Raw genomic sequence first — 11,054 nt, forward strand, 5'->3', positions numbered from 1 at the left:
CGGTAGTCGAATGCGCGGCACGCGCGGCGCGGAATGCCGAAGTCGCCTGCGGAACGGGGACGTTCAGTCCTTGCGGGCGGACTCCGCCGGCTCGTCGGACTCGATCGTTCCGTCCATGTTGATGCCGCGGAAGGACGCCCACACCACGAGGGCGCCGCCGCAGACGACGGCCATGTCGGCGACGTTGAAGACGGGCCAGTTCGGCAGCTGGATCCAGTCCACGACGCGGCCCTCCAGCGGGGCCGGGGCACGGAAGACGCGGTCCACCAGATTCCCGGCCGCGCCGCCCATTATCAGGCCGAAGGTGACCGCCCAGATGCGGGAGCGGATCCGCAGCGAGAACCAGAGCATGCCGCAGATCACACCGAACTTGACCAGACTGAACAGCCACGTCGAACCCTCGCCGATGGAGAAGGCCGCGCCCCCGTTGGTCACCAGGCTGAACCGGAGCAGACCGCCGAGCAGCCGCACCGGTTCGTCGGCGGAGAAGTGCGTCAGCGCGATCTGCTTGGTGACGAAATCCAGCACCAGCGGCACCAGCGCGACGATGACGACGAGGCCCGTCCGCCGCGGCAGGGCATCGGTGGATTCGCTCGTCGTCATGGGGTTCTCCGTGGTCTGTGCGCTGGTCAATGACGTTCCTCGTGCTGTGTGGTGGCACACCGTCCGCCGGCTCGCCGAGCACCCTGGCGGCGCACGAGCAGTGTAGGCCAGCCCCAAGCGGCACAACCGTTCGTATCCGATCCCGCCTTCGGGCGTTGACCTGGCGTTTTTCCTCCCGTCGGCCTTCCTTGAGGCTCGATCAACTGAGGGCGCTGTGATCGATATTTCGCCAAGGCGCAGGCGAAGGACGCCCGGTCGCCCGGCCGGGACGCGACCGCCCCACCCGCCCCTTTCCGGACACCTGGGCCACTGTCACCGAGGGGAACCTTCCTTCATGGGGCATTTTTCCCCGTACTACCACCGGACTCTCGGTGGCTCGATCTCGACGGTTACTTTGGATCAACCCTTGCCCAAGACATGCCCCCTCATGACAGTGTCTGAATCGCGCGGTTCGGCGGCGCGACGCCACGGGGGGCGGACGACTTGGTGACGGCACCCCTGTACGACGTCCTCTCGCGACTGAAGCCGCCAGGCGTTACTGACAGGGGGAGTCGGGGGACTCGCGGACGCGACAGGGGTCCCGTTTCACGTGTATTCGAGCCGCGCGCGCCACAGAGCCGCGTGCGCTGATATTCCAATTCGGACTTGGGCTGTTACCAGTTGACGCCCGCGCATCGCCATGGTGAATGAGGGGCGCAGTGACCGACCTGCACGACGTGTTTTCCGACTCTGCCTCGGAACGGAACACCTCGGGAATGAACACCTCGGAAGAGAACCTGACGCAGGAAGATCACATCGCGGTGGTCGGCCTCTCCTGCCGCCTTCCGCGAGCGGCCGGTCCCGCGGAGTTCTGGCGCCTGCTGAGCCGTGGCGAGAGCGCCATCGGTGAGGTTCCCCCGGGGCGTTGGCCCGAGGACGCGTGGTCGGCCGCGGACCTTCCCGACGAGCTGAGGGACCGTACGCGCCGGGGCGGTTTCCTGGACGACGTCGATCAATTCGATGCGGGGTTCTTCGGAATTTCGCCCCGCGAGGCCGCCGTCATGGACCCGCAGCAGCGGCTCGTCCTGGAATTGAGCTGGGAGGCGCTGGAGGACGCCGGGATCGTCTCCGGCCAGTGGCGCGGCGGCCCCACCGGCATCTTCATCGGCGCGGCGTCGAACGACTACGCCACCCTCCTCGACCGCAGCGGCACCGCGACCCGGAGCCCGCACGCGGTCGCCGGCGCCCAGCGGGGCATCATCGCCAACCGCGTGTCCTACGCCCTGGGCCTGCGCGGCCCGAGCCTGACCGTCGACGCCGGCCAGGCGTCGTCGCTGGCGGCGGTGCACATGGCGTGCGAGAGCCTGCGGCGCGGCGAGTCGCACCTGGCGCTGGCCGGCGGTGTGCACCTCAACCTGCTGCCCGATGCCGCGATCGGCATGGCCAGGCTCGGCGCGCTCTCTCCCGACGGCCGCTGCCACACCTTCGACGCCCGGGCCAACGGCTACGTGCGCGGCGAGGGCGGCGCGGTCGTGGTGCTCAAGCCCCTCTCCCGCGCCCTCGCCGACGGCGATTCCGTCTACTGCGTGATACGCGGCAGCGCGGTGAACAACGACGGCGGCGGCGACGGCCTGACGGTCCCCAACCGCTCCGCACAGGAGGACGTGCTGCGGCTCGCCTACGAGCGGGCGGGCATCGGCCCGGACCAGGTGCGGTACGTCGAACTGCACGGCACCGGCACCAAGGTCGGCGACCCCGTCGAGGCCGCCGCGCTGGGCGCCGTGCTCGGAACCCCGCGCACCGACGCGTCGCCGCTGCTCGTCGGCTCGGCCAAGACGAACGTGGGGCATCTCGAGGCGGCCGCCGGCGTGGTCGGCCTGGTGAAGACGGCCCTGTGCATCAAGCACCGGAACCTGGCCCCCAGCCTCAACTTCACGACGCCGCACCCGGACATCCCGCTCGCCGAGTGGAAGCTCCGCGTGGTGACGGACGCGAGGGCGGACGACGCCGTATGGGGTGGTGAGGCGGGTTCCTTCGTCGCCGGTGTGAGTTCGTTCGGCATCGGCGGCACCAACTGCCACGTGGTCGTGTCCGAGCCCCCGGCGGGCGCGGAGCGGGAGTCCCGCGGCACGGGCGGGGACGGCGTCGTGCCGTGGGTGGTCTCCGGCCGCACCCCCCTGGCGCTGCGCGCCCAGGCCGGGCACCTGCGGGAGTTCCTCGCGGACGCCCCCGGGCTCCGCCCGGCCGACGTGGCGCTGTCCCTGGCCACCACGCGAGGCGCCTGGGAGCACCGTGCCGTCGTGATCGCCTCCGAGCAGGAGGAGTTCGCGCGGGCTCTGGATGCCGTAGCGGTGGACGGCACGGACGCCGCGCTGGTGCGGGGCACGGCCGGCGAACCGGGGAAGACGGTGTTCGTCTACCCCGGGCAGGGCTCGCAGTGGGCCGGCATGGCCCGTGAGCTGCTCGCCGGATCCCCCGTCTTCCGGGACCGGATCGCCGCCTGCGACCAGGCGCTGCGACCATACGTGGACTGGTCGTTGACCGACGTGCTGAACGAGGCACCGGGCGCTCCGGCGCTCGAGCGCGTCGACGTCGTCCAGCCCACCCTGTGGGCCGTCATGATCGCGCTCACCGACGTCTGGCGCTCCTTCGGCGTGCACCCGGACGCCGTGGTCGGGCACTCCCAGGGAGAGATCGCGGCCGCGTACGTGGCCGGGGCGCTGTCACTGGAGGACTCGGCGAAGATCGTGGCCCTGCGCAGCCTGGCCCTGGCCCGCCTCACGGGCACCGGCGCGATGGCCACCCTCTCGGTGCCGGTGGAGCAGGTCCGCGACAAGCTGCGGACGGCGGAGGGCCGGCTGGAGATCGCGGCCGTCAACGGGCCCTTCTCCACCGTGGTCTCGGGCAGCGCACAGGCCGTCGAGCAGCTCGTGGCCGAGTGCGAGGCCGAGGGCTCCTGGGCCCGTGTGATCCCCGTCGACTACGCCTCCCACTCGGCCGACGTCGAGGTCCTGCGCGAGGAACTGCTGGAGGCCCTGGCCGGCATCGCTCCCCGGTCGGGCGAGATCGCCTTCTACTCGACCGTGAGCGGCGAGGCCCTGGACACCGCGGAGCTGACCGCCGACTACTGGTACGGCAATCTGCGCCGGCCCGTACGGTTCGAGGACGCCACCCGCACCCTGCTGGAGCACGGCCACCGGACGTTCGTCGAGGTCAGCGCCCACCCCGTGCTCACGACGGCGCTCCAGCCGACCGTGGACGGGCAGGCCGCCGGCGACGGCCGGACGCATCCGGCGACGGTCGTCGGAACGCTGCGGCGCGACGAGGGCGGCCTGCGCCGTCTGCTGACGTCCGTGGCACAGCTGTACGTACGCGGCGTGGACGTCGACTGGCGCGCCGGCCTGGGCGACCGTCCGGCACGCCGGGTCGCGCTGCCCACCTACCGCTTCCAGCGGCAGCGCCACTGGCTGGAGGGCACGGCCCGGGCCGGTGCCGCCGAGGCCCCCTTCTGGCAGGCGGTGGAGCGCGCCGACGCGGCGGCGCTGGCCGACGCGCTCGGCATGGACGAGGAGCGGCGCACGGCGCTGCGGGAGGTCCTGCCCGCGCTGGCGGACTGGCGGCGCACCCACCTGGCCGCGCCGCCCGCTTCCTCCGAGGAGGCCGCCGCCGAGCCCGGCGATCGTGTGCGGGCGCACGGCCGGGAGGAGCTCGCGGACCTCGTGCGCTCCACCGCGGCGGCCGTCCTGGGCCACGCCGGGCCCGAAGCGGTGGACCCCACGCGGACGTTCAAGGACCTGGGCTTCGACTCGGTGGGCGTGGTCGAGTTCCTGGAGCGGCTCACCGCCGCGACCGGGCTGCACCTCTCCCCCACCCTGATCTTCAACTTCCCCACGCCCGGCCTGCTGACCGACCGGCTGCGCGCGGAGGCGACGGGCGAGCACCGCGATGCCGCCGTGGCACGGCGCGGTCCCGTCGACGACCAGGAGCCGATCGCGATCATCGGCATGGCCTGCCGGTACCCGGGCGGCGTGAACTCGCCCGAGGACCTGTGGCACTTGGTGTCCGAGGGCACCGACGCGATCTCGGGCTTCCCCACCGAGCGCGGCTGGGACCTGGAGGCCCTCTACGACCCGGACCCCGACCCCTACGCGTCGGGCAAGTTCTACGCGACCGGCGGCGGGTTCCTGCACGAGGCGGGGCGCTTCGACGCGGCGTTCTTCGGCATCAGCCCGGTCGAGGCCGCGGCGATGGACCCCCAGCAGCGCCTGCTGCTGGAGAACGCCTGGGAGGCCATCGAGCGGGCCGGGGTCGACCCGGGCACGCTGCGCGGCAGTGACACGGGCGTGTTCGCCGGTGTGATGCGCAACCACTACGAGCCGCCCGTGGTTCCCGTCGAATACGAGGGGCACCTGCTCACCGGCAACGAGAACAGCGTCGCTTCGGGCCGTATCGCCTACACCTTCGGGCTGGAGGGGCCGGCGATCACCGTCGACACCGCCTGCTCCTCCTCGCTGGTGGCCACCCACCTCGCCGTCCAGGCCCTGCGCCGCGGCGAGTGCGGCATGGCCCTGGCCGGCGGCGCCACGGTCATGGCGACGCCGCGGACCATGGTGGAGTTCAGTCGCCGGCGGGGTCTGTCGGCCGACGGGCGCTGCCGCGCCTTCGCCTCCACCGCCAACGGCACCGGCTTCGCAGAGGGCAGCGCCATGCTGCTCCTCGAACCCCTCTCCCAGGCCCGCGCCAACAACCACCCCGTCCTCGCCGTCATCCGCGGCACCGCCGTCAACCAGGACGGCGCCAGCAACGGACTCACCGCACCCCACGGCCCTTCGCAGGAACGCGTCATCCGCGCCGCCCTGACCGACGCCAACCTCGCACCGGCCGACGTCGACGCCATCGAGGCCCACGGCACCGGCACCACCCTCGGCGACCCCATCGAAGCCCACGCACTCCTCAACACCTACGGCCAGCACCGCACCACCGGCGCACCCGCCTACCTCGGCTCCATCAAGTCCAACATCGGCCACACCCAGGCCGCCGCGGGCGCCGCCGGCATCATCAAGATGGTCATGGCGCTTCACCACGCGAAGCTGCCCAGGACCCTGCACGTCGACGAGCCCACCGCGAAGGTCGACTGGGAAGCCGGCGCCATCGAGCTGCTGACCGACGACCACGCGTGGCCGAAGACGGACCACCCGCGGCGCGCGGCCGTCTCCTCCTTCGGCATCAGCGGCACCAACGCCCACCTGATCCTCGAAGAGGCCGAAGAGGCCGCGGACGGCGCGGAAGCCGCTCAGGCACCCGTACCCGCGCCTCGTACCGCCGTCACCCCCTGGCTCCTCACCGCCAAGTCGCCCCAGGCTCTCCAGGACCAGGCGGCACGCCTCCAGCACCACCTCCAGACCAACCCCCACCACAACCCCGCGGACATCGGCCACTCCCTCGCCACCACCCGCACCCACTTCCCCCACCGCGCCGTCATCACCACCGACCACACCGCCGCACTCGAGGCGCTCCGACACGGCGCCCCCCACGCGGGAATCGTGCGGTCCGAGGCCCCGCAGGGCGGCCGGGAGGCCAAGCTGGCGTTCCTGTTCACCGGCCAGGGCGCGCAGCGGCTCGGCATGGGCAAGGAGCTGTACGAGGCGTCGCCGGTGTTCGCCGCGGCCTTCGACGCCGTGTGCGCCGAGCTGGACGGGCAACTGCCGCGCCCGCTGGGCGAGGTGGTGTTCGGCGAGGACGCGGAGCTGCTGAACCGGACCGTGTTCGCGCAGGCCTCGCTGTTCGCCGTGGAGACCGCGCTGTTCCGGCTCATGGAGCACTACGGTCTGCGGCCGGACTATCTGCTGGGGCACTCCATCGGCGAGGTGACGGCCGCCCACGTGGCCGGGGTCCTCTCGCTGCGGGACGCCGCCGTGCTGGTGGCGGCCCGGGGCCGGCTGATGCAGGCCGCCCGGAGCGACGGTGCCATGGTCGCCGTCCAGGCGTCCGAGGAAGAGGTCCTGGCCGCGCTGGAGGGCTACGGCGACCGGGTCGCGGTGGCCGCGGTCAACGGCCCCCGGTCGGTGGTGATCTCCGGTGACGCCGGGGCCGCCGACGAGGTCGCCGAGCGGTTCGACCGCGCGGGCCGCAAGACCAAGCGGCTGCGGGTCAGCCACGCCTTCCACTCCGCGCACATGGACAGCGCGCTGGAGGAGTTCGGCGCCGTCCTGGACGGGCTGCGGTTCGACGAGCCGGCCGTCCCCGTCGTCTCCAACGTGACGGGCCGGCTGGCCACCGTCGAGCAGCTGCGGTCGCCCGCGTACTGGGTGTCCCACATCCGGCAGCCGGTCCGGTTCCTCGACGGCGTCGCCTGCCTCGCCGGGCACGGCGTGAGCACGCTCGTCGAGCTGGGCCCCGACGGGGTGCTGACCGGCATGGCCCACGACTGCCTGGGCGAGGCCGCCGAGGGCGCCGAGGCCGGCGTAGTCGCCGTGCCGAGCCTGCGCGCGGGGCGTGCCGAGGTCGCCGCGGTGGCCGCCGTGCTGGGCCACGCCCTCGCGCGCGGCGCCGGCCTGGACTGGCGGGCCGTCTTCCCCGGCGCGTCCCCGGTGGCCCTGCCCACCTACGCCTTCCAGCACGAGACGTACTGGATGGAGTCGGCGCCCGCCACCGACGTCACGGCCGCCGGGCTGACCGCGGCCGGTCACCCGCTGCTGGGCGCGGCCCTCTCCCGTCCCGACGGGCAGGGCGGGCTGCTGACCGGCAGGATCTCGCTGCGCACCCACCCCTGGCTGGCCGACCACGCGATCGCGGGAGCGGTGCTGCTGCCCGGGACCGCGTTCGTGGACCTGGCCGTCGCCGCCGGTGACCTCGTCGGCTCCGGCGTGGTCGAGGAGCTCACCCTCGAGGCGCCGCTCGTGCTCACCGAGCAGTCGGCCGTGGACCTGCAGGTGGCGGTGGACGCCGCCGAGCCCGGCCGCTGGTCGGTGACGATCCACTCGCGGCCCGCCGAGAGCGCGGGTGGACCGGACACCACCGGTGACGCGGCGGAGTGGACCCGGCACGCCTCCGGCGTCCTCGCCGACGGCGGCGCGGCCGAACCGGCCGGCCTGGGCGGCGCCTGGCCGCCGCCGGAGGCCACCCCCGTCGACGTGGCCGGCCTGTACGCGGACCTGGCGGCGGGCGGCTACGCCTACGGCCCCGCCTTCCAGGGAGTGCGGGCCGCCTGGCGGCTCGGCCGGGACGTCTACGCCGAGGTGCACCTCGCCGACGGCACGGACACCGCCGGCTACGGCGTGCACCCCGCGCTGCTGGACGCCGCCCTGCACATGCTGGTCCTGGACTCCGCGGACGGGGTGCGGCTGCCCTTCGCCTGGTCCGGTGCGGCCGTCCACGCCACCGGCGCCACCGCGCTGCGCGTACGGCTGAGCCCCACCGGCACGGACGCCGTGTCCATCACGCTGGCCGACGCCACGGGGGCGCCGATCGCCACGGTCGGGTCGCTGGCGCTGCGCGCCATGGCGCCCGGCCGGCCGGGCGCCTCCGGCGGCGGCAACAAGTCGCTGTTCCGGATCGACTGGACCGAGGTCGCGCTGCCCGAGGACGCCCGTCTGCCGGAGGCGGCCCCGGCCGTCCTCGGTGCCGGCGCGCCGGGCCCGTGGCCGGCCGCCTCGCCGGTGTACGCCGATGTGGCCGCCCTCGCCCGGGCCGTCGACGAGGGAGCTCCCGTGCCCGACGTCGTCCTCCTCCCCTGCCTGGGGGACGCGGGCGCCGACGTGGTGACCGACGCGCACGCCGCGGCGCGGCGCGTGCTGACCGTGGTGCAGGACTGGGTGGCGGCGGAGCGGTTCGACGCCGCGCGCCTGGTGGTGCTCACCCGCGGTGCGGTCGCCGCCGGTCCCGACGAGGCGGTCGCCGACGTCGCGACGGCGGCGGTGTGGGGCCTGCTGCGCTCCACGCAGACCGAGCACCCCGACCGGTTCGTCCTGGTCGACCTCGACGCCCGCGAGCTGCCGGCCGCCGGGCCGGAGGCCGGGTGGTCGTCGCTGCGTACGGCGGTGGCCCTGGCGTCGGCCTGCGACGAGCCGCAGCTCGCCCTGCGCGGCGGCACGGTCCTCGCCGCCCGCCTGGCCCGGCACTCCGGCAAGGGGCTGCTGCAGGCCCCCGAGGGCGAGGCCGCCTGGCGCATGGAGGTGGCGGCCAACGGCTCGCTGGACGCCCTGTCGCTGCGGGCGCACGCCGAGTCCCTGGCGCCCCTGGAGCCGGGACAGGTACGGATCGCCGTACGCGCCGCCGGGCTGAACTTCCGCGACGCGCTCAACGCGCTGGGGCTCTACCCCGGCGAGGCCGGCCCGCCCGGAATCGAGGGCGCGGGCGTGGTCACCGAGGTCGGTCCCGGCGTGGCCTCTCTGGCCCCGGGCGACCGGGTGATGGGCCTGCTGACCGGCGCGTTCGGGCCGGTCGCGGTCGCCGACCACCGGCTGCTCGTGCGCATCCCCGCCGGCTGGACCTTCGCCCGCGCGGCGTCGGTGCCGGCCGTGTTCCTGACGGCTTATCACGCCCTGGTGGAGCTGGGCTCCCTGCGCCGGGGCGAGCGGCTGCTGGTGCACGCGGCGGCCGGCGGCGTCGGCATGGCCGCCGTGCAGCTGGCCCGCCACCTGGGCGCCGAGGTCTTCGGCACCGCGAGCGCGGGCAAGTGGGACACGCTGCGCTCGCTGGGCCTGGACGACCGGCACATCGCCTCCTCCCGCGACCTCGGGTTCGAGGAGAGCTTCGGCCGGGAGCTGCGGGCGGCGGGCGCCGACGGCGTCGACGTGGTCCTCAACTCGCTGGCCGGCGAGTTCGTGGACGCCTCGCTGCGGCTGCTGCGGCCGGGCGGGCGGTTCCTGGAGATGGGCAAGACGGACATCCGCGAGCCCGAGTCGATTCCCGACGCGGCGTACCAGGCGTTCGACCTGATGTGGCTCGAGCCGGACCGCATCCAGCGGATGCTGCTCGCGCTCGTCGAGCTGTTCGAGGCGGGCGCGCTTGAGACCCTGCCCGTCACGGTGTGGGACATCCGGCGGGCACCGGAGGCGTTCCGGTACATCAGCCAGGCCCGGCACATCGGCAAGATCGTGCTCACGGTGCCGAGCGCTCCCGCTGCCGGGGGCACGGTCCTGGTCACCGGCGGTACGGGCACGCTCGGCTCCCTGGTCGCACGGCACCTGGTCGCGCGGCACGGGGTGCGGCACCTGCTGCTCACCAGCCGCCGCGGCCCGCAGGCCGAGGGCGCGGACGCGCTGCGCGACGAACTCACCGCGCTCGGCGCGCAGGTCACCATCGCCGCGTGCGACACGTCCGACCGCGACGCGCTGGCCGCGCTGCTGGCCACCGTGCCCGCCGCGCACCCGCTGACCGCCGTCGTCCACACCGCCGGCGTGGCCAGTGACGGGATCGTCTCCTCGCTGCGGCCCGAGCAGATCGCCTCCGTGCTGCGTCCGAAGGTGGACGCCGCCTGGAACCTGCACGAGCTGACCCGCGACATGGACCTGTCGGCGTTCGTCCTGTACTCCTCCATCGCCGGGCTCATCGGCAACGCCGGCCAGGCCAACTACGCGGCGGCGAACACCTTCCTGGACGCCCTCGCCCAGCACCGCCGCGCCCAGGGCCTGCCCGCCACGTCCCTGGCCTGGGGCCTGTGGGAGGAGACCAGCGCCATCTCCGGGAACATGGGGGAGAACGACCGCAACCGCCTGGAGCGGTCCGGCTTCAAGGCCATCTCCTCCGCCCAGGGCACCGCGCTGTTCGACGCGGCCTGGCAGGCCACCGAGTCCCTCCTGGCCCCGCTGCCGCTCGATGTGACCCGCTTGCGCGAGGACACGACGGCGACCGGCGTGCCCGCCCTCCTGCGGGAGCTGGTGCGGGTCCCGGCCGCCCGGCGCACGGTGGCCGCGGCCGCCGGTGCGGGCGCCGCCTCCTGGCCCGAGCGGCTCGCGCCGCTGTCCGAGCAGGACCGGCGCGAAACGCTCAAGGACGTGGTCCGTACGGAGATCGCGGCGGTGCTCGGCCACCCGAAGCCCGAAACGGTCGCCACCGACCAGGAGTTCAAGCAGCTCGGCTTCGACTCGCTCACGTCCGTGGAGCTGCGCAACCGGCTCAACACCGCCACCGGGCTCAAGCTGCCCGCCATGCTGATCTTCGACTACCCCACGCCCGACGCCATCGTCGATCTCCTGCTGGCCACCTTCGTCCCCGAAGAGGCCGACCCGGAGGTCCGCATCCTCGCGGACGCCGACCACATGGACGCGGCGATGTCCGCCTTCTCCGGCGACGGCAAGGCCCACGCGAAGATCACAGCCCGTCTGGAGGCGCTCCTGCGCAAGTGGAACGCCCTGCAGGACTCCCCCACCGCCAACGGTTCCGCCGACGATCTCGACGAGATCTCCGACGACGACCTTTTCGATGCTCTCGACAACGAGCTGTCGCGCTAAGAGGTAAAGGCACCAACC

General features: G+C 73.8%; 2 protein-coding genes. One reads left to right on the forward strand and one right to left on the reverse strand.

The genetic code is table 11. The annotated features are described in order from the left end of the window. Nucleotides 1-63: 63 nt before the first annotated feature. Nucleotides 64-603, reverse strand: a complete 540-nt coding sequence (gene lspA, locus ACIGXW_RS18280; RefSeq protein ID WP_079273911.1) for a signal peptidase II — start codon at nt 601-603, stop codon at nt 64-66. A gap of 755 nt (nt 604-1,358) precedes the next feature. Here lspA and ACIGXW_RS18285 point away from each other — a divergent pair. Beyond that, on the forward strand, nt 1,359-11,036 hold the full coding sequence (locus ACIGXW_RS18285) for an SDR family NAD(P)-dependent oxidoreductase (protein ID WP_399573921.1): 9,678 nt from the start codon (nt 1,359-1,361) through the stop codon (nt 11,034-11,036). Nucleotides 11,037-11,054: the final 18 nt, after the last annotated feature.

It is taken from the genome of Streptomyces sp. NPDC053079, assembly GCF_044546695.1.
In the GTDB taxonomy this organism is placed as follows: domain Bacteria; phylum Actinomycetota; class Actinomycetes; order Streptomycetales; family Streptomycetaceae; genus Streptomyces.